The following is a 17720-nucleotide window of genomic DNA, read 5'->3' on the forward strand; positions in this document are numbered from 1 at the left end:
TGAAATATTAACGTAAAACATATGGGTATCTGGGCCGAATCATCAATTGCCAACTGTTCCTCACCTCCGTACAATTTAGTAGTTTCCGAATATGCTATGTTTGTTTCATAGTAAGGTGCATATATACGTAAAAAGACCTTTACTCAAAACGAGTAAAGGTCTGAATTCGCAGTTAAAAGAGTCCGTAACAAATACTGTTAGTAAACATAGATAAAAACAGTTTTTGTGTATGACAAAATATGTGCACCTCTCCCTCGTTGAGTTTTAGCACTGTATAGCATAGGTACTGAAACCAGCTACGTTAAAAAAGGCCTTCATTCCGACCTTTCCTGTTGACCCATTGGCGTCTCTCGACATTTTTGGGCAGCAGCGTTTCTCTATACAGGAGCCTCACCTAACAGAGACCATATTCAATTACATGTTGAATGTTAGCACTGTAAAATTGTAGTGTCAATATCTTTTTTTGAAAAATCAAATAGGTTTATGATGGCTATATAGTAGGAAAAAAGAGGAAAAATAAATACTTTAATGACATAAAAAAAGCACTGATTGCAGTGCTTTTTTTATAGATTATGAGATTGTAGCATTTTCAAAAATAACAATTTCTGAACTGTTTGTTGTTGAAACGCGTTGAGCGTAATATGTTAAAGCTGAAGAAATATATGTTGGTAACGAATCATTTGTGTGTGTTGTTGTATATTCATGGATTAATTCTTTCAAAGTCGTCCATTCTAATTGTGCTGGGTGATCAGACACGAAAGAACTTACCCAGCGATCAAATGAAGATGAAAAATCAGTTTGTAAACGAAATGCTTCTTTCATAATAAAACGCTCCCTTAAAATGTAGTATAATCATTTTAACACAAAACACGAACAATTGCTAAGTTTTTTGAGTATAACGTTCGTGATATATAGTTGTCTAGATGATTGGTTATGTAAATTCGATTTGCCATTTGAAATAACATTCCGTAAGATGAAAGGTAGATTATATAAAGAGCTGGAGGAAAGAAAGTGGAATTTGTATTTTTAGGAACTGGTGCAGGTGTTCCTTCGAAAGGAAGGAATGTTTCAGCAATTGCTTTGCAATTGTTAGAAGAACGAGGACAGACTTGGTTATTTGATTGTGGCGAGGCGACGCAACATCAAATATTACATACATCAGTACGTCCACGCCGCATTGAAAAAATATTTATTACGCATCTACATGGTGATCATATTTTTGGATTGCCCGGTTTATTAGGAAGCCGTTCGTTTCAAGGAGGGAATACACCTTTAACCGTGTATGGACCAAAGGGAATTAAACAATTTATTGAAGTGGCATTATCAGTAAGTACGACACATGTAAAATACCCACTTGAAATTATTGAGATAACAGAAGAAGGTACTGTGTTTGAGGATAATGAATTTCATGTGGAAACGAAAAGGTTGTCACATGGTATTGAATGCTTTGGATATCGTATTATAGAGAAAGATATACAAGGCGCCCTTTTAGTCGATAAATTGCTGGAGATGGGTGTGAAACCAGGTCCACTCTTTAAACGTTTAAAAGATGGAGAAGTAGTTGAATTAGAAAATGGTACAATATTAAATGGAAAAGATTTTATCGGCCCACCTCAAAAGGGAAGAATTATTACCATTTTAGGTGATACAAGATATTGTGAAGCGAGTAGAGAGTTGGCGCAAGACGCTGATGTACTTGTTCATGAAGCAACTTTCGCAGCAGAAGATGAACAACAAGCGTATGATTATTTTCACTCCACCTCTAAACAAGCTGCGAGTATTGCACTTCAAGCAAATGCAAAACGATTAATATTGACCCATATTAGTTCTCGTTATCAAGGTGATACGTATAAGGAATTATTGAAAGAGGCAAGGGAACTATTTTCTAATACAGAAATAGCTACGGATTTAAAATCATTTCCAGTAGAAAGATAATAATGGTATAAAAAAATGGTGACGAGAGGTTGCCATTTTTTTATTTCTAAAAAAAATTAAAATAAAACTGTTATCATTTTATGCTTATATTAGATGAAACAGAAAGTTTTAATGATGGGAAGATATAGGATAAAAATACATAGTATCGATTATTTAGAAAAACTGTTATATAAGTCAGACGACATACGAGTGATACAAATAGCAAAAATGGATTTTTATTCAGAACTTTTAAAATTCATTAAAAGTAAGCGTTTTATTAAAAACAAGTTATAATGAGGGCAGATTATAATTTATCCCACTTTAATGGACAGTGAGACTCTACCTCAAAATTCGCGAATGCGAGGAATGTAGGCGAGAGATAACTGCCCGTAAAAGCACGATTGTTGTGGGTTAATAATCATTGGGAATGGACAAAACTCCCACTGATTATAGTTTCACTTGTTTATGCTATCCTTGTAAGTGGTTCTGTGTTAAACTTTGGATTGCTACCAGACTTTATTGTGGATTAGCTTATATTATTTTTAAATGAAGGTAATGCTAAGTTTCTTATTTATTATTACAACTAGTATTATTTCAGGATAGATTGTTTCACTGTTATTCAAAAACGATCCAATTCGTATAGCGAAACAAATTTGTAGTACAACTGGAAAAGCAACCGATTTGGTAGCTTAATAGAATAGTAAAAAATTTTTTCATAGAGGTTTAGGGGGAGTTATGATGAAGTATCGCTCAGTATTTGATATTATTGGTCCAGTTATGATTGGTCCATCAAGTTCACATACAGCAGGCGCAGCAAGAATGGGGCAAGTTGCTCGCCAGCTGTTTCGTCATGAACCAGAAAGAGTAAGCATTTCATTATATGGATCATTTGCAAAGACGTATCGTGGGCATGGTACAGATGTAGCGCTAATAGGTGGGATATTAGGGTTTGAAACAGATGACTTACGTATTCCAGAGGCGCTAGACATAGCAAAAGAGCGCGAAATTGAAGTGGAATTCATTGAAGAAGATGCAAATGCACCTCACCCAAATACAGCGAGAATTCGTTTGTATAAAGGTGAAGAAGAAATTGAAGTTGTTGCTTGCTCAATTGGTGGCGGTAAAATTGAAGTTGTAGAATTAAATGGATTCGATCTTCAATTATCAGGCACGAGTCCAGCACTACTTATTGTAAATAACGATCGCTTCGGTGCTATTGCAGCAGTAGCTTCAATCCTTGCGAAACACGAGATTAACATTAGTACAATGAGTGTTTCTCGTAAAGAAAAAGGAAGAAGAGCGCTTATGGTCATCGAAACAGATGAAATATTAGCAGATGAAGTGATTGAAGAAATAAAAGCGCAACAAAATATTTGTCAAGTAACTATTATGGAATAATTGCAGGGGGGACACACCATGTTTCGGAACGCAGCGGAACTAGTGGCGCAAGCTAAAGAACAAAATGTAAAAATCGCAGAAATTATGATTCAATGTGAAATGGAAACAAGAAGTATTTCACGTGAAGAAGTAATTGCTGGTATGGAAAAGAACTTAGTCGTGATGGAGCAAGCAGTAGAACGTGGTATTCGCGGTGTGAAATCACCAACTGGTTTAACTGGTGGAGATGCTGTAAAAGTCCAGGCGTATATGAAGAGTGGAAAAGGCTTATCTGGAGATACGATTTTGGACGCAGTGAGTAAAGCTGTTGCAACAAATGAAGTAAACGCAGCGATGGGAATTATTTGTGCAACACCAACAGCAGGGTCTGCTGGAACAGTGCCAGGTGTACTATTTGCACTAAGAGAAAAATTGCAGCCTACACGTGAAGAAATGATTGAATTCTTATTTACAGCGGGAGCTTTCGGTATGGTTGTTGCCAATAACGCTTGTATTTCTGGTGCAGCGGGAGGATGCCAAGCTGAAGTTGGTTCAGCAAGTGGAATGGCAGCTGCAGCTGCAGTTGAAATGGCTGGTGGAACACAAGAGCAAGCAGCTACAGCGATGGCAATTTCATTAAAGAACATGCTTGGTTTAGTATGTGATCCTGTTGCAGGACTTGTAGAAGTACCTTGCGTAAAACGTAATGCAGCAGGAGCTGCAAATGCGATGATTTCAGCTGATTTAGCATTAGCTGGTGTAACGAGTACCATCCCATGTGATGAAGTAATTGAGGCGATGTTTAGAATTGGACAAACGATGCCAGTAGCACTTCGTGAAACAGCTGAAGGTGGACTTGCAGCAACACCGACTGGTCGCCGTCTGCAAGAAGAGATTTTTGGGAAGACTAATAACTAAACAATATATATTTATAAAAAATGGAGCTCAAGTAAGATTGAGCTCCATTTTTTATTTTTCTTTTGCTAGTTGTTCTAATGTTTTCCCAAGATTATGCGATCGTTGTGTAGCCTGTGTAATACAAGAAATAAGCGCTTGTTGAAATTGGTGTTCTTGTAATACTTCAATACCTGCTTCGGTCGTTCCACCAGGAGAGGTAATTTCCTTTCGCAAAATAGACGGGTGTTTTTCACTTGCTTTTAGCATTTCAGCAGCACCAATCATCGTTTGAAGAATAAGTGACTTTGCAACATCTTCTTTTAAACCGATTTTTTTTGCAGCTTCTTCCATCGCTTCCACTACGTAATAAATATAAGCAGGCCCACTTCCAGATAATGCAGTGACAGCATGCATATCTTCTTCCTCTACAACAGAGACGAGACCGATCGTTTCAAATAAAGCGATGGCAGTTTGAATATGTTCCGCTGTTGCATGTTTTGAAGGTGAGATAGCAGTAGCTGATTTTAAAATAGCTGCAGATGTATTTGGCATGGCACGAATAATCGGAACGTCCTTTTGCAGTAGATTTCTAATTGAATGAGTAGAAACACCTGCTAATAACGAAATAATGAGCAGGTTATTATGTATGTCTTCTTTAAAAGTGGTAAGGGCTTCTGCAACATCTTTTGGCTTCATTGCTAGAAAAAGAATATTTGTATTAGTAAGTAGTTCTTTTTTATTATGTGTACCTTTGACACCGTATTTGTTATGTAGTTCCTGTAATCTTGTCTCGTTAGAACGATTACTTACAGTAATTTGTTCGCCTTTCACAACATTTGCATGTAATAAGCCACCAATAATCGCTTCAGCAATAGAGCCCGCACCGAGAAAGGAAATGTTTTGAATAGACATGATGTTCCTCCTTTAATTTTGGTTAGAAATTCTTATAAATGTACATACATTCGTTTTTTTTTAGGAAACACCTCTTTTTATCTGAAAATAATGACAAATATATAAGGAAGTTGTAAACTGAAGAAGTATTCATTTTTGAACCGGAAAGAGACAGGGGGGCTAAGCATGACGGCGATTCACCGAATGGAGATTCCTGTACCATTTGCAGTTGAAACTGTGAATGTGTTTTTAGTTGAGGGGGAGACATTAACATTAATTGATACAGGGACCAATACAGAAGAGGCAAGAAATGCGTTAGAAAGTCAATTAAGTACATTAGGATATACGATAGAAGATATTGAAACAGTAGTCATTACGCACCATCATGCGGATCATTGTGGGCTTTTAAATATATTTTCTGAGAAGACGAACATTATTGGACACCCTTGGAATGAGCCTTGGATCACACAAAATCCAGAATTTTTAAAGCGATATCATGAATTTTTTAGAGAGACAGCTTTACAATTTGGTGTTCCAGCAGCATTTTTGAAAGACGAGGCGTTGTTGACGACAAGGACACTGAAATATTCTTGTAATAGATCGTTAACGCATACTGTGAGAGAGGGAGATCGTATTGATTCAATGCCTGGTTTTACAGTGATTGAAACACCAGGTCATGCTTCCACTCATATTTCATTATATAGAGAATCTGATGGAATACTAATTGGCGGGGATGCTCTCATTAGTCATATTTCTTCGAATCCAATATTAGAACCACCATATGAGGGACAAACAGAAAGGGCACGCCCGTTATTACAATATAATCAAACGTTAAAGCGTTTAAGTGAAATGAATATTTCGCGCATTTTATCGGGACATGGAGAAGATGTTCTAAATGTGAAACAACTTATTGAAACGAGATTACAAAAGCAAGAAACACGTGCGTTTAAAGTGCTTGAGTTATTAAAGGAAAAACCAATGACAGCCTTTGAAGTATGTGTAAAACTATTTCCAGTATTATATAAGGAGCAATTGCCACTTACTATTTCAGAAACGGTTGGACAATTAGACTTTTTAGCATATAATCAACAAGTGATGATTGATGAATCTTCGCAACAATTGATTTATTATGCAAAGTAGGTGACAGCAATGACGGGACGTTTACAAAATAAAGTAATCGTCATTACAGGTGCTTCTAGTGGAATTGGGGAGCAAGTTGCAATGCAAGTTGCAGAACAAGGGGCAACGCCAGTATTAATGGCTAGAACAGAAGAGAAATTAAAAGCATTAGCAGAAAAAATTAAAGAAACTTATAATACGCCTTGCTATTATTATGTATTAGATGTAAGTGAAGAGACGGAAGTACACTCTGTTTTTTCAAAGGTATTACAGGAAGTGGGACGTATTGATATATTAGTAAACAATGCGGGATTTGGTATTTTTAAAACGTTTGAAGATGCGTCAATGGATGAAGTGAAAGATATGTTCCAAGTAAATGTATTTGGGTTAGTAGCTTGTACGAAAGCAGTACTACCTTATATGGTGAAAAGAAACGAAGGTCATATTATTAATATTGCTTCACTTGCTGGGAAAATTGCAACTCCGAAATCGAGTGCGTATGCAGCGACGAAACACGCAGTATTAGGATTTACGAATAGTTTACGCATGGAGTTATCTAGTACAAATATTTTCGTAACAGCAATTAATCCAGGTCCAATCGATACGAACTTTTTTGAAATAGCTGATCAATCCGGTACATATGTGAAAAATATGGGACGATACATGTTAAAACCAACATATGTAGCAGGGCAAATCGTAAAATCGATGCAAACGAAAAAGCGTGAAGTAAACTTACCGAAGTGGATGGGCATTGGTCCGAAGCTGTATGCTTTATTCCCAGGTTTATTTGAGCGTATTGCAGGCAAATCATTAAGTAAAAAATAGGAGATTTCCATTTGGAAATCTCCTATTTTTTATTTTCCCGTCACATAATCGTAAACGATATCCTCAACTGCCTCGTATACATCAATTTCAGTATTTGAATGAATTATCGTTTGAATATGTTTAATAAGCATTTCCTGATCCTCATTTGACATAGGATTACATTGATATTGCTGAAAACTTTTTATAATCATTTTCTCAATTAATTTCTCATTCATGTTTTTCCCCGCCTGTATGTATACATGTATTGTTTTATTGTACTTGAAGTGAAATAAAAAAACTACTATACACTATTTATGTATAAAAATTCTGCTCTGTATATTGTTTTTCTAGTAAAATTAAGTTTTTAAAGTTTATTAAATTTATAAATATTTAATTGACTCTATAAATATACAATATTATAATCATACTTAATTTAAAGAATTGATATGAGGAGGAGCATATGAAAGTCGCGATCATTGGAGCAACTGGGTATGGAGGTATTGAGTTAATTCGGTTATTAGAGCAACATCCATATTTTTCGATAGCATCTCTTCATTCTTTTTCGCAAGTTGGTGAGTGTATAACAAATGTATATCCGCATTTTCAAAATGTTCTTGTTCATACGTTACAAGAAATTGATGCAGAGGAAATAGTGAAAGAAGCAGAAATTGTATTTTTGGCAACCCCGGCAGGAGTATCAGCAGAGCTAACTCCAAAATTATTAGCAGTAGGTTTAAAAGTAATTGACCTATCTGGAGACTTTCGTATGAAAGACCCTTTTATATATGAACAGTGGTACAAAAGGACATCTGCAAAAGAAGAAGTTCTTAGTAAAGCTGTATATGGGTTAAGTGAATGGAAAAGGTCTGAGATTCAAAATGCAGATTTAATTGCAAACCCAGGATGCTTTGCTACAGCTGCATTATTAGCGGTATTGCCGTTAGTTCGTAGCGGCATAATTGAAGAAGATTCCATTATCATTGATGCGAAATCAGGAGTATCTGGAGCAGGCAAAACGCCAACGACAATGACTCATTTTCCTGAGTTATACGATAACCTGCGTATTTATAAAGTAAATGAGCATCAACACGTTCCTGAGATCGAGCAAATGCTCGCGGAGTGGAATAGGGAAACGAAGCCAATCACGTTTAGTACACATTTAATACCGATATCACGGGGGATTATGGTTACACTTTATGCGAAAGTAAAACGAGAAATGGAAATAGAACAACTTCAAAAATTATATGAAGAAACGTATACGCAATCGCCTTTCATTCGAATTCGTACGCAAGGAGAGTTTCCAAGTCCGAAAGAAGTAAGGGGCTCAAATTATTGTGATATGGGGATAGCTTATGATGAAAGAACCGGAAGAGTGACAGTCGTTTCTGTTATAGACAATATGATGAAAGGTGCGGCTGGGCAAGCGATTCAAAATGCAAATATAGTAGCGGGACTAGAAGAAACAACAGGTTTACAACATATGCCGCTTTATTTATAAGGGGGACATGATGATTAAAGTAGCGTCTATTACAAAATTAGATAATGGTTCAATTGTAACGCCAAAAGGCTTTTCGGCAATCGGTACTGCAAATGGTTTGAAAAAAGACAAAAAGGATTTAGGTGTAATCATTTGTGAAGTACCAGCATCATGTGCTGCCGTTTATACAACGAATCAAATACAAGCAGCTCCCCTGCAAGTAACGAAAGACAGTATAACAGCTGAGGGGAAATTGCAGGCAATTATCGTCAATAGTGGAAATGCAAATGCTTGTACAGGAATGAAAGGGTTACAAGATGCTTACGAGATGCGTGCATTAGGAGCGGAACATTTTGGAGTGAAAGAAAATTACGTTGCAGTTGCTTCAACAGGTGTAATTGGTGTTCCTTTACCGATGGATATCATCCGAAAGGGAATTGCAACTCTTATCCCGACGAAGGAAGAAAGTGAAGCTCATTCTTTTTCTGAAGCAATCTTAACGACGGATCTTATAACGAAAGAAACTTGCTATGAGATGATGATTGATGGGAAGAAAGTGACGATTGCTGGTGTTGCAAAAGGTTCAGGGATGATTCATCCAAATATGGCAACGATGCTAAGTTTTATTACGACAGACGCTCATATAGAGCATGACGTATTACAAACAGCATTATCACAAATCACGAATCATACATTCAATCAAATTACGGTAGATGGAGATACTTCTACGAATGATATGGTCATCGTTATGGCAAGTGGATTATCAGAAACGAAACCAATTAATATGGAACATGCAGATTGGGAAACTTTCATATTTGCTTTACAGAAGGTATGTGAAGATTTAGCGAAAAAAATCGCACAAGATGGTGAGGGCGCTACGAAGTTAATAGAAGTAAATGTGTTAGGAGCTCGAACGAATGAAGAAGCAAAGAAAATTGCAAAGCAAATAGTTGGTTCGAGTCTTGTGAAAACAGCAATACATGGTGAAGATCCAAACTGGGGGCGAATTATTAGCAGTATTGGACAAAGTGAAGTCGCGATTAACCCAAATACAATTGATATTACTCTTCAATCTATTGCAGTGCTGAAAAATAGCGAACCTCAAATGTTTTCTGAAGAGGAAATGAAAATGAAATTAAAAGAGCATGAAATTATGATTAATGTGTATTTACATTTAGGAGAAGAGACAGGATCAGCTTGGGGCTGTGACCTAAGCTATGAATATGTGAAAATAAACGCTTGTTATCGTACATAAGGAGAGGGAAGATGAGCGATTATATTGTAGTGAAATGCGGCGGTAGTATGTTGGATCAATTAAATGATGTGTTTTTTGATTGCATAAAGAAATTGCAACAGAAGTATAAAGTAGTGATTGTCCATGGCGGTGGCCCAGAAATTGATGCCCAATTAAAAGATTGTAATATCAAAGTAGAAAAAAGAGATGGATTACGAGTAACACCAAAAGAAGTTATGGATATTGTTCAAATGGTGCTATGCGGAAGTACGAATAAAAAGTTTGTAATGAAATTGCAAAGGCATAATTTACTTGCGGTAGGTTGCTCAGGGTGTGATGGCAAGTTACTTCAAGTTCAACCTGTCAGTGAGGAGATAGGGTATGTGGGAGAAGTAAGGTATGTCGAAACGGCCTTACTAAAAGGATTAATAAATATGAATTATATTCCTGTTATTGCTCCGATCGGCATAAATGATAATGAGATTTATAACATAAATGCAGATACCGCGGCAGCTGGAATTGCGGCCGCATTATCTGCAAAAGAACTCATTTTTATTACAGATGTAGATGGGGTATTACATGAAGGGAAGTTAGTAAAGAAAACCAACGAATTTGAGATTGTTAATTTTATAGAAAACGGTGTTATTACAGGTGGGATGATTCCGAAAGTACAGGCGGCACTAGCATCATTAAAAATGGGAGTGCAAAAGGTTAGTATCGTAAATGGGACGAAGGATTTTACCGAGGTTACAGGTGAGTGTATCGGAACGACGGTAACGAGGGGCGTGAGTATTGCATGACCAGTCATCTTTTTCAAACGTATGGGAGAAGAAAGGTTGAGTTTGTAAAGGGAAAAGGAACGAAAGTTATTGATAATAACAGTAAGCAATATTTAGATTTCACATCAGGAATCGGTGTATGTAATTTAGGACATTGTCATCCTACGGTTATGAAAGCTGTACAAGAGCAACTGCATGAAATATGGCATACATCTAACCTGTTTACAAACAGCTTACAAGAAGAAGTAGCGTCATTATTAACAGAAAATATAGCATTAGATTATGTGTTTTTCTGTAATAGCGGGGCAGAGGCGAATGAAGCAGCTTTGAAGTTAGCCCGTAAGCATACTGGAAAATCTCTCGTCGTAACATGCGAGCAGTCTTTTCACGGTAGAACATTCGGAACGATGAGTGCGACGGGACAAAATAAAGTGAAAGAGGGATTTGGTCCATTACTTCCATCTTTTTTACATATTCCTTTTAACGATATTAAGGCATTGGAAGAGGTAATGAATGAAGAAGTTGCGGCAGTAATGGTAGAAGTTGTTCAAGGTGAGGGAGGAGTAGTACCTGCTAATCTAGCCTTTTTGAAAGAGATTGAAACATTATGTAAGAAGTCCGGTTCCCTATTTATTATAGATGAAGTACAAACTGGAATTGGAAGAACTGGGACATTATTTGCTTACGAACAAATGGGAATACATCCTCATATCGTTACTACCGCTAAGGCACTTGGAAATGGCATTCCAGTTGGAGCAATGATTGGCCGGAAAGAACTTGGAACATCGTTTCCTGCAGGATCACACGGTTCAACGTTTGGTGGAAATTATATTGCAATGGCTGCAGCAAAAGAAGTATTGCAAATAACTAAGAAACCATCGTTTTTAAAAGAAGTAAAGGAAAAGGGCGAGTACGTATTACAGAAGTTGCAAGAGGAATTACGACATGTCGAATGTATTCAAAATATACGTGGTAAGGGGCTTATGATTGGAATTGAGTGTACGCATGAGGTTTCAAGTTTTATAGAACAGCTAGAGAAAGAAGGGCTTCTCGTATTACAAGCAGGACCTACTGTTATAAGACTATTACCACCACTTATTGTGACGAATGAAGAATTAGAACAGGCAGTATATATGATAAAAAAAGTAGTTTGTACAAAAAACGTATCAATTATATAAGGGGGAAGTTTCATGTCAACTGTACAAGTACCGAAATTAAATACGAAGGATCTTTTAACATTAGAAGAACTGACGCAAGAAGAAATTATTTCTTTAATTGAGTTCGCTATCTATTTAAAAAAGAATAAGCAGGAGCCTTTATTACAGGGCAAGATATTAGGGCTTATCTTTGATAAACATTCAACTCGTACTCGCGTATCTTTTGAAGCAGGAATGGTACAACTCGGAGGACATGGTATGTTTTTAAGTGGGAAAGAGATGCAAATTGGAAGAGGGGAGAGCGTTTCAGATACTGCGAAAGTATTATCTCATTATATTGACGGGATCATGATACGTACATTCTCACATGCGGATGTAGAAGAGCTTGCGAAAGAGTCGAGCATACCTGTAATTAACGGTTTAACGGACGATCATCATCCTTGTCAAGCATTGGCAGACTTAATGACAATATATGAAGAAAAAAATACATTTAAAGGAATAAAATTGGCTTACGTAGGTGACGGAAATAATGTATGTCATTCATTGTTGTTAGCGAGTGCGAAAGTCGGAATGCATATGACTGTTGCAACGCCTGTAGGATATGAACCGAATGAAGAGATTGTAAAAAAAGCGTTAGCGATTGCCGAGCAAACAGGAGCTGAAATTGAAATTTTGCATAACCCTGAACTAGCGGTGAATGAAGCAGATTTCATTTATACTGACGTTTGGATGAGCATGGGGCAAGAGGGCGAAGAAGAGAAATATACGTTATTTCAACCATACCAAATCAATACCGAACTTGTTAAGCATGCGAAGCAAACATATCGTTTCTTACACTGTTTACCTGCCCATCGCGAAGAGGAAGTAACAGGAGAAATTATAGATGGACCACAGTCTATCGTCTTTGAGCAAGCTGGTAATCGATTGCATGCGCAAAAAGCATTATTAGTAAGTTTATTTAAAAATGTAGAAGAGCTTTCTTAAATGATGTGCACCTCAAATTGTTAGACACGAATAACAATTTGAGGTGCACTTTTTATATTGGAATGTCATATGTATATTTAGTTAACCATTTCGATATCATTTATAATAAAAGAGAAAGTGAAATTTGTTTTTCAGAGTATGTAAGGGCATACTACATATAAAATATAGTTAAAGAGATGATGAGAGTGAAAACAACTAAGAAAACATATTCGTTTTTTCAGCGGATGTGGAGAATATTAAAGTTTCAATATTATAAGTTACTTCGATCACCAGAAGGTGCAAAGAAAGTATCGTTAGGTTTTGCGATTGGTTTTGGCTTAGAGATGTTAGTTATATATACGGCATCGCTCGTATATATAATATTTTATCCAATCGTTCGATTAGCGAAGGGATCCTTTCCTGCTGCGGTTATTGGTAATATTATTGGGAAAATATCATTTTTACCGGTATTGTTATTTCCATTTGCTTATGCGTTAGGAAAAATGATTTATCCATTTCATGTACAAAAAATACATCATGAACCCTTTACGATATCGGACTTGTTTTCAAGTCACATTTTTACGATGTTAAAGAGCTTGTTACAGAGTGAAGTGTATGTATTAATTGGAATGACGATTTTAGGAGTTGTGTTTGGTGTAGTTTCATATTTCGTGGTGCATTATTTATATGAAAAGAACCGTAAGTTACGTTTGAAGAACAGAAAGAAACGAGTGAGAGAACCACTTGTGCAAATATAAAGAGAGTCACACTCATTTTCTCCTTTGAATATGTTTAAGAAAAAGGGGGAGAGAATGAATGTATTATTACGTACCGCAAGTATATCCATATGTAAATTACTATCCGGTTTATGATATGAATAGACAATACGAATTATATCGGCAACAACAAGTACAGCAATTATCACAAATACCACAACAACAGCCTACGCAAGAACAAAAACCATATTTAACGACATGGCCATATTCAAATGTATACTACGGTAATTATTACGAATCATAAAGCTGCTTCGATTTAGAAGCAGCTTTATGCGTTCGTTTTCAAAATTAAATTTTGAATGGTTTGAAGAGAGTGAATGAGTTTTTCACGTTCTTCCTCAGATAACGTTTGGAAATTTTCCTTTAATTTGTCTAAAATGAATTGTTGATATTGATTTACTAACAATTTCCCTTCAGTTGTTAGGGAAATTAAAATGACCCGTCGATCTTTTTCGCTATAATGACGCTCTATTAATTCTTCTTGAATCAGTTTGTTTAATAGAGGTGTCATGTTGGGCCTTGAAATCGCTAGCCGCTTGCCGATTTCGGAAACTGCTAATGTGCCATTTTCATGCAGAAGTAGTAATACTTGTGTATGTGATGGCGGCATATGTCTTTGGGAAGAAAATTCTCCAGGAAGCATAAATTTGCGATAAAAAAGAGGCACTAGCGAAAGAAGATGATCAACAATACGTTCCCACTCGCGTGATTCCATATAAAGGCCCCCTTCCACTCTCATTGTAACAAAAAAGACATGTTATAAAAATAGAATTGTTTCATGGAAATTTTAATATTTGTAGGCCAACACTTTTTTTGTAAATGAATCGGCAATAATCGTATACCCTTTGTCATTCGGGTGTACTTGGTCAAAGAGTAATTCTTTCTTATCATTCGATATTAATTTGCGAATTGGTAAAACGATAGACGGTTGATTTGCTTTTGCAATGGAATAAACAGATTCATTCCAGCCATCTAAAAACATATCTGCATAACTTGCGATGGAGTCATCGAGTTGTAAAGGATTATAGAGTTCAGAAAGAATGAGTAAAGCATCCGGATTTTGATCTCGAACTGTCTTTACAATACTTTTTACATCCGCTTCAAAATGAGCCTTTTCTTTATTTAACATTTTAATACCATCTATAACACCGACATCTCGATTTAAACGAAATAAATTATTTCCGCCAATATTAATTGTAATGATATTTGCTGATCTAATTTTTTGCTTTACATCTTCTGATTGAACTTTTTTAGCGAGACGATCTGTTGTAAGGCCGTTTATCCCAAGGTTTTCTACTGTAATGGGTTTATGAATTTGTGCTTCTATTTGTTTAGAGGCTAATTCAGCAAATCCACCTTGTGTTGAACCATATCCTTTGGCGAGCGAATCACCTAGTACGAGATGATAAAAAGAATCGTTTGTTTGCTTATCAATCCAACTTGGAGTAGATGTTTTTTCTGTTTTTTCTTCGGGTTCATTTTGTTTTGTCTCATCGTTCTTTTCGAAATAAGAATAAGAAATGATTAGAAGGAGGAGACAAACAATTGTTAAGATGACTTTTTTCATAAATTCATCCTCCTTGTAATTGGTAATTGTATCATATTCAGCAGTATTAACAATGTAAGGGCATATTATATGTTTATGAAAAGTTTACAACAACTTTACAGAAAATTTGTAGAAGTATGTCAAAAAATATTGACGATATGAAAGTACATTATATATGATAATGTCAGATAAGGTGAAATTTTAATTAGTAGGGCTTTATTTCCCGATGAGTAAAATCTCACCAATCGAGCGTTTAAGAGGACTACTCATTAGCGCAGGATGAAATGAAAATCTTATCTCCAATAGAAGAAAAAAGGTATGTGATTAGAGACAGATTCATTTCATTATTTTTGGTAATTGTATAAGGGGGATTTTTTGTGAAAAAGTCAAAAAAAATGCTAGCTGGAGCAACTCTTGCTATTGGTGTTATAGCGCCGCAAGTATTGCCAGCAACAGCTCATGCGGATGAGCAAACTGGGGAGAGTACGGTTAACTTACGAATTCTAGAAACATCAGATATTCACGTTAACTTAATGAATTACGATTATTATCAAACAAAAACCGATAATAAAGTAGGTCTCGTACAAACGGCAACACTTGTTAATAAAGCACGTGAAGAAGCGAAGAACTCTGTCCTATTGGATGATGGGGATGCATTACAAGGGACACCGCTTGGAGATTATGTAGCCAATAAAATAAATGATCCGAAGAAGCCTGTGGATCCTAGTTATACACATCCATTGTATCGTTTAATGAATTTAATGAAGTATGACGTCATCTCTCTTGGGAATCATGAATTTAACTACGGTTTAGACTATTTAAACAAAGTAATTAGTAAAACAGAGTTCCCGGTTATTAACTCGAACGTCTATAAAGATGATAAAGATAATAATGAAGAGAACGATCAAAATTACTTTAAACCATATCATGTTTTTGAAAAAGAAGTAGAAGATGAATCAGGTCAAAAGCAAAAAGTGAAAATTGGCGTAATGGGATTTGTTCCACCTCAAGTTATGAACTGGGATAAAGCAAATTTAGAAGGAAAAGTGAAAGCAAAAGATATAGTTGAAACAGCGAAAAAAATGGTGCCAAAAATGAAAGCAGAAGGTGCAGATGTTATCGTTGCACTAGCACATTCCGGTGTTGATAAGAGTGGATACAACGTTGGCATGGAAAATGCGTCGTATTATTTAACAGAAGTTCCTGGTGTAGATGCAGTATTAATGGGACATTCACATACTGAAGTGAAGGATGTATTTAATGGTGTTCCAGTTGTAATGCCTGGCGTCTTTGGAAGTAACTTAGGTATTATTGATATGCAATTGAAAAAGGTAAATGGAAAATGGGAAGTACAAAAAGAGCAATCGAAGCCGCAACTTCGTCCGATTGCTGATAGTAAAGGAAACCCACTCGTACAATCTGATCAAAAATTAGTTAATGAAATTAAAGATGAGCATCAAGCGACAATTGATTATGTGAATACAGCTGTAGGAAAAACGACAGCGCCAATTAATAGTTATTTCTCATTAGTACAAGATGATCCTTCCGTACAACTTGTGACAAATGCGCAAAAATGGTATGTAGAAGAGGAATTTAAAAAACCAGAGTACGAAAAATATAAAGGAATTCCAGTTTTATCTGCAGGAGCACCATTTAAAGCAGGTGGCCGAAACGGTGCTACATATTATACGGATATTCCAGCTGGAACGTTAGCAATTAAAAACGTGGCAGATTTATATGTATATCCAAATACGCTATATGCTGTAAAAGTAAATGGGGCACAAGTGAAAGAATGGCTTGAAATGTCTGCAGGTCAGTTTAATCAAATCGATCCAAAGAAAACAGAAGAACAGCCGTTAGTAAATATAGGCTATCCTACATATAACTTCGATATTTTAGATGGCTTAAAATACGAAATTGATGTAACACAACCAGCGAAATACGATAAAGATGGAAAAGTTGTAAATGCAAATACGAATCGTATTGTAAATATGACATATGAAGGGAAGCCAGTAGCTGACAATCAAGAGTTCATCGTCGCTACAAATAACTATCGAGGAAGTAGCCAAACGTTCCCGGGTGTAAGCAAAGGGGAAGTTGTATACCAATCACAAGATGAAACGCGTCAAATCATTGTGAAGTATATGCAAGAAACACCAGTTATTGATCCAGCAGCAGATAAAAATTGGACGTTTAAACCGATTGTTGCCGATAAATTACATACAACATTCGATTCTTCACCAAATGCACAAAAGTATATAAAGAAAGATGGAAAAATATCATATGTTGGACCATCTGAAAATGAATTTGCTAAATATGCAATTGATATAACGAAGAAGAACGATGATGATAAGGAAACTGGTGGGGAGAACCCAACAACACCACCAACAGGTGAAGGAAATAATGGAGGAAATCCGACGACACCACCAACAGGTGAAGGAAATAATGGAGGAAATCCGACGACACCACCAACAGGTGAAGGGAATAACGGAGAGAACCCAACGACACCACCAACAGGTGAAGGGAATAATGTAGAAAATCCAACGACACCACCAACAGATGAAGGGAATAATGCAGAATCTGGACAAACTACAACGGATAATCAAAACGCAAAAGAAACAACAACTGTAAGCGAAAAGAAAGAAGAACGTGATTTACCGAAAACAGGTACAAGTGTTGTTTCTACAATTGGAGCAGGTTTGGCGTTTGTTGGAGCAGGATTACTTCTGTTATTTAGAAGAAAGAAAGCAAATAGATAGTCAAGAAATATAAAAAGGATTACCGAT

The 17720-nt window shown here is 36.2% G+C and carries 18 protein-coding genes, 1 pseudogene and 1 riboswitch; of the genes and pseudogenes, 14 read left to right on the forward strand and 5 right to left on the reverse strand.

Features of this window, described 5'->3' with window-relative positions; translation table 11 throughout:
- Positions 1-243 precede the first annotated feature (243 nt).
- A riboswitch (M-box (ykoK) riboswitch) is annotated at positions 244-409 on the reverse strand.
- A gap of 161 nt (positions 410-570) precedes the next feature.
- Positions 571-822 (reverse strand): DUF3932 family protein, encoded by a 252-nt coding sequence (locus ACZ76X_RS12035; RefSeq protein ID WP_000656495.1) that lies wholly within the window; start codon positions 820-822, stop codon positions 571-573.
- 189 nt (positions 823-1011) lie between these two features.
- On the opposite strand from ACZ76X_RS12035, the gene rnz reads away from it, so the two are divergent.
- The 4 genes and pseudogenes from rnz (at position 1012) to sdaAA (ending at position 4209) form a co-directional block, all read left to right on the forward strand.
- Positions 1012-1935, forward strand: coding sequence for a ribonuclease Z (gene rnz / locus ACZ76X_RS12040; protein WP_098667368.1), 924 nt, complete (start codon positions 1012-1014; stop codon positions 1933-1935).
- Positions 1936-2315: 380 nt separating this feature from the next.
- Positions 2316-2573, forward strand: a pseudogene (locus tag ACZ76X_RS12045) (hypothetical protein).
- 79 nt (positions 2574-2652) lie between these two features.
- A complete protein-coding gene (gene sdaAB / locus ACZ76X_RS12050; RefSeq protein ID WP_306183787.1) occupies positions 2653-3312 on the forward strand; it encodes an L-serine ammonia-lyase, iron-sulfur-dependent subunit beta in 660 nt (219 codons plus the stop codon).
- A gap of 18 nt (positions 3313-3330) precedes the next feature.
- Positions 3331-4209: an L-serine ammonia-lyase, iron-sulfur-dependent, subunit alpha gene (gene sdaAA, locus ACZ76X_RS12055; RefSeq protein ID WP_000489463.1), complete on the forward strand. Its 879-nt coding sequence runs from the start codon at positions 3331-3333 to the stop codon at positions 4207-4209.
- A 51-nt stretch (positions 4210-4260) separates the two neighbouring features.
- Here the strand turns inward: sdaAA and proI are convergent, their stop codons facing one another.
- Positions 4261-5100 (reverse strand): pyrroline-5-carboxylate reductase ProI, encoded by an 840-nt coding sequence (gene proI / locus ACZ76X_RS12060; RefSeq protein WP_479850561.1) that lies wholly within the window; start codon positions 5098-5100, stop codon positions 4261-4263.
- A 165-nt stretch (positions 5101-5265) separates the two neighbouring features.
- Between proI and ACZ76X_RS12065 the strand changes: the two genes are divergently transcribed.
- Positions 5266-6219, forward strand: a complete 954-nt coding sequence (locus tag ACZ76X_RS12065; RefSeq protein ID WP_098667372.1) for an MBL fold metallo-hydrolase — start codon at positions 5266-5268, stop codon at positions 6217-6219.
- 9 nt (positions 6220-6228) lie between these two features.
- A complete protein-coding gene (locus ACZ76X_RS12070) occupies positions 6229-7023 on the forward strand; it encodes an SDR family oxidoreductase (RefSeq protein WP_479850562.1) in 795 nt (264 codons plus the stop codon).
- Between the two features lie 29 nt (positions 7024-7052).
- On the opposite strand, the gene ACZ76X_RS12075 is transcribed toward ACZ76X_RS12070, so the two are convergent.
- Positions 7053-7238: a YqzH family protein gene (locus ACZ76X_RS12075; protein ID WP_001003210.1), complete on the reverse strand. Its 186-nt coding sequence runs from the start codon at positions 7236-7238 to the stop codon at positions 7053-7055.
- A gap of 224 nt (positions 7239-7462) precedes the next feature.
- Between ACZ76X_RS12075 and argC the strand changes: the two genes are divergently transcribed.
- The 7 genes from argC (at position 7463) to ACZ76X_RS12110 (ending at position 13632) form a co-directional block, all read left to right on the forward strand.
- A complete protein-coding gene (gene argC, locus ACZ76X_RS12080) occupies positions 7463-8500 on the forward strand; it encodes an N-acetyl-gamma-glutamyl-phosphate reductase (protein WP_479850563.1) in 1038 nt (345 codons plus the stop codon).
- Positions 8501-8510: 10 nt separating this feature from the next.
- On the forward strand, positions 8511-9734 hold the full coding sequence (gene argJ / locus ACZ76X_RS12085) for a bifunctional glutamate N-acetyltransferase/amino-acid acetyltransferase ArgJ (protein WP_479850564.1): 1224 nt from the start codon (positions 8511-8513) through the stop codon (positions 9732-9734).
- Between the two features lie 11 nt (positions 9735-9745).
- Complete coding sequence (gene argB / locus ACZ76X_RS12090; protein ID WP_479850565.1) at positions 9746-10513, forward strand: acetylglutamate kinase; 768 nt, start codon at positions 9746-9748, stop codon at positions 10511-10513.
- Positions 10510-11670: an acetylornithine transaminase gene (locus tag ACZ76X_RS12095; protein ID WP_479850566.1), complete on the forward strand. Its 1161-nt coding sequence runs from the start codon at positions 10510-10512 to the stop codon at positions 11668-11670. Before argB ends, ACZ76X_RS12095 begins: the two co-directional genes overlap by 4 nt.
- Positions 11671-11682: 12 nt before the next feature.
- Positions 11683-12633, forward strand: a complete 951-nt coding sequence (argF, locus tag ACZ76X_RS12100) for an ornithine carbamoyltransferase (protein WP_479850567.1) — start codon at positions 11683-11685, stop codon at positions 12631-12633.
- Between the two features lie 176 nt (positions 12634-12809).
- Entirely contained in the window at positions 12810-13370 is a 561-nt protein-coding gene (locus ACZ76X_RS12105) for a DUF2062 domain-containing protein (RefSeq protein WP_479850568.1), read from the forward strand.
- Between the two features lie 58 nt (positions 13371-13428).
- Positions 13429-13632 carry a hypothetical protein gene (locus tag ACZ76X_RS12110; RefSeq protein WP_048530977.1) on the forward strand — a complete coding sequence of 68 codons (204 nt, stop codon included), beginning with the start codon at positions 13429-13431 and terminating at the stop codon, positions 13630-13632.
- 24 nt (positions 13633-13656) lie between these two features.
- Here the strand turns inward: ACZ76X_RS12110 and ACZ76X_RS12115 are convergent, their stop codons facing one another.
- Both ACZ76X_RS12115 and ACZ76X_RS12120 read right to left on the reverse strand, forming a co-directional pair.
- The gene (locus tag ACZ76X_RS12115; protein WP_000445823.1) at positions 13657-14103 is read right to left on the reverse strand and encodes a MarR family winged helix-turn-helix transcriptional regulator; all 447 of its coding nucleotides are present in this window, start codon (positions 14101-14103) and stop codon (positions 13657-13659) included.
- Between the two features lie 72 nt (positions 14104-14175).
- A complete protein-coding gene (locus tag ACZ76X_RS12120) occupies positions 14176-14955 on the reverse strand; it encodes a GDSL-type esterase/lipase family protein (RefSeq protein ID WP_479850569.1) in 780 nt (259 codons plus the stop codon).
- Between the two features lie 356 nt (positions 14956-15311).
- On the opposite strand from ACZ76X_RS12120, the gene cpdB reads away from it, so the two are divergent.
- The gene (gene cpdB, locus ACZ76X_RS12125) at positions 15312-17693 is read left to right on the forward strand and encodes a bifunctional 2',3'-cyclic-nucleotide 2'-phosphodiesterase/3'-nucleotidase (protein ID WP_479850570.1); all 2382 of its coding nucleotides are present in this window, start codon (positions 15312-15314) and stop codon (positions 17691-17693) included.
- Positions 17694-17720: the final 27 nt, after the last annotated feature.

It is taken from the genome of Bacillus sp. BC05(2025) (assembly GCF_056725905.1).

Bases quoted from the DNA above. Each gene is read 5' to 3' on its own strand.
- ACZ76X_RS12120 (WP_479850569.1), bottom strand. From the start codon at position 14,955: ATGAAAAAAGTCATCTTAACAATTGTTTGTCTCCTCCTTCTAATCATT.
- argJ (WP_479850564.1), top strand. From the start codon at position 8,511: ATGATTAAAGTAGCGTCTATTACAAAATTAGATAATGGTTCAATTGTA.
- proI (WP_479850561.1), bottom strand. From the start codon at position 5,100: ATGTCTATTCAAAACATTTCCTTTCTCGGTGCGGGCTCTATTGCTGAA.
- ACZ76X_RS12065 (WP_098667372.1), top strand. From the start codon at position 5,266: ATGACGGCGATTCACCGAATGGAGATTCCTGTACCATTTGCAGTTGAA.
- sdaAB (WP_306183787.1), top strand. From the start codon at position 2,653: ATGAAGTATCGCTCAGTATTTGATATTATTGGTCCAGTTATGATTGGT.
- ACZ76X_RS12095 (WP_479850566.1), top strand. From the start codon at position 10,510: ATGACCAGTCATCTTTTTCAAACGTATGGGAGAAGAAAGGTTGAGTTT.
- ACZ76X_RS12105 (WP_479850568.1), top strand. From the start codon at position 12,810: ATGATGAGAGTGAAAACAACTAAGAAAACATATTCGTTTTTTCAGCGG.
- argC (WP_479850563.1), top strand. From the start codon at position 7,463: ATGAAAGTCGCGATCATTGGAGCAACTGGGTATGGAGGTATTGAGTTA.
- argB (WP_479850565.1), top strand. From the start codon at position 9,746: ATGAGCGATTATATTGTAGTGAAATGCGGCGGTAGTATGTTGGATCAA.
- ACZ76X_RS12070 (WP_479850562.1), top strand. From the start codon at position 6,229: ATGACGGGACGTTTACAAAATAAAGTAATCGTCATTACAGGTGCTTCT.
- ACZ76X_RS12035 (WP_000656495.1), bottom strand. From the start codon at position 822: ATGAAAGAAGCATTTCGTTTACAAACTGATTTTTCATCTTCATTTGAT.
- ACZ76X_RS12115 (WP_000445823.1), bottom strand. From the start codon at position 14,103: ATGGAATCACGCGAGTGGGAACGTATTGTTGATCATCTTCTTTCGCTA.
- argF (WP_479850567.1), top strand. From the start codon at position 11,683: ATGTCAACTGTACAAGTACCGAAATTAAATACGAAGGATCTTTTAACA.
- ACZ76X_RS12075 (WP_001003210.1), bottom strand. From the start codon at position 7,238: ATGAATGAGAAATTAATTGAGAAAATGATTATAAAAAGTTTTCAGCAA.
- sdaAA (WP_000489463.1), top strand. From the start codon at position 3,331: ATGTTTCGGAACGCAGCGGAACTAGTGGCGCAAGCTAAAGAACAAAAT.
- ACZ76X_RS12110 (WP_048530977.1), top strand. From the start codon at position 13,429: ATGTATTATTACGTACCGCAAGTATATCCATATGTAAATTACTATCCG.